Source organism: Micromonospora sp. NPDC003776, from assembly GCF_053605645.1.
This window is the reverse complement of the sequence record NZ_JBSGJR010000906.1, coordinates 1-1,609: the sequence shown is the minus strand read 5'-3', so window position 1 is coordinate 1,609 and position 1,609 is coordinate 1. Positions and strand designations below refer to the sequence as shown.

Here is a 1,609-nt window from a genome sequence, read left to right as displayed (position 1 = left end):
AGCTGGTCGCCCCCGTTGAGGTACGCGACCTGTTGCGGCCCGAGCTGCCGGCCGGCGTCACCCCGTTGGACCAGGCCATCCACCTCGCGGCCGGCCGGGGCGTGCACTCCCGGGAGCTGCGCCGCGACGAGTGGGTCGTCCGCGCCGTCGACCAGCTCCGCGACGGGCTCGAACAGCGCGGGCTCGCGCTGAGCAAGGCCCAGCGGGCGGCCCTGCGGCGCGGCCCGATGCTGATCGGCGCGCTGCTGGCGCTCGGCGTCATCCGGGCCTTCGTCGGCCTGTCCCACGGCCGGCCCGCCGGCTTCCTGCTGCTCAGCCTGGTTCCGCTCGTCATCGCGTTCCTGCTGCTCAACCGGGTCCCGTGGCGCACCCGCGCCGCCGACCGGGCGCTGCGTGAGCTGCGCCGCCAGCACACCTGGCTGCGCCCCTCCGCCGCCCCGGCGTACGCCACGTACGGCCCGTCCGACGCGGCGATGGGGGTGGCGCTGTTCGGTACCGCCACCATCTGGGCCATGGACCCAGGCTTCGCCGAGCAGGCCGAGATCCAACATCAGGCGATCAGCGCGAGCGGCGGCTCCTCGAACGGCTCGTGCGGCGGCGGCAGCTCCTGCGGCGGGGGCAGCTCCTGCGGCGGCGGCAGCTCGTGCGGGGGCGGCGGCTGCGGGGGCGGCGGGTGCGGCGGATGACCGGCGCGGCGAGCCGACCGGTCCCGGCCGGCGTGGACGGCGGCCCGGCCGGCGTCGGGATCGGCTGGCGGCCCGAGATCGCCGGCTTCGTGGCGGCCCTGCCCGGGCTGCGCTTCGTCGAGGTGGTGGCGGAAACCGTGGGCCCCGACGGCCCGCTCCCCGACGGGCTCGCCGAGCTGCGCGGGCGCGGCGTCACCGTCGTACCCCACGGGGTGAAGCTCTCCCTCGGCGGCGCGGAACCGGTCGACCCGGCCCGGGTGGCACACCTGGCCGGCGTGGCCGCGGCGACGGAGGCGCCGCTGGTCAGCGAGCACATCGCGTTCGTCCGGGCGGGCGGCGTGGAGGCCGGTCACCTGCTGCCGCTGCCCCGCAGCCGGGAGGCGGTCGCCGCGGTGGTGGCGAACGTCCGGCGGACCCAGGTGGAGCTGCCAGTGCCGCTGGCGCTGGAGCCGATCGCCGCGCTCTTCGACTGGCCGGACGACGAACTCGACGAGGCCGACTTCCTCACCGAGATCCTCGACGCCACCGGGGCGCTGCTGCTGCTCGACATCGCCAACGTGCACGCCAACGCCCGCAACCGCGGCGGCGACCCGCTCGCCCTGCTGGACCGCCTGCCGCTGGACCGGGTCGCCTACGTACACGTGGCCGGCGGCGCCGAGCAGGGCGGCTTCTACCACGACACGCACACCGACCCGGTCCCCGCCGAGGTGCTCGACCTGGTCCGCGAGCTGTGCGCCCGGAGCCGCCCGCCGGCGTTGCTGCTGGAACGCGACGGCCACTACCCGGCGGCCGCCGAGCTGCGCGCGGAGCTGGACGCCCTGGCCGCCGCGTCCGGCCACCCGGTGGTCACGTGACCGGGCCGGTCGGCCCGCCGTCGCCCACCGCCGGCACGCTGGCCGCACGGCAGGCGGGGCTCGTCGCCA

At 77.5% G+C, this 1,609-nt stretch carries 2 protein-coding genes; both read left to right on the top strand.

The window, feature by feature from the left end:
* A partial coding sequence (locus ACWEVO_RS36275) for a TIGR04222 domain-containing membrane protein (protein ID WP_452311906.1) occupies window positions 1-686 on the top strand: 686 nt, incomplete at its 5' end.
* Window positions 683-1,540 (top strand): DUF692 domain-containing protein, encoded by an 858-nt coding sequence (locus tag ACWEVO_RS36270; RefSeq protein WP_452311905.1) that lies wholly within the window; start codon window positions 683-685, stop codon window positions 1,538-1,540. The genes ACWEVO_RS36275 and ACWEVO_RS36270, both read left to right, overlap by 4 nt.
* Window positions 1,541-1,609 lie beyond the last annotated feature (69 nt).

Excerpts from the sequence above, each read along its gene's own strand:
- ACWEVO_RS36270 (WP_452311905.1), top strand. The coding sequence starts at position 683 with ATGACCGGCGCGGCGAGCCGACCGGTCCCGGCCGGCGTGGACGGCGGC.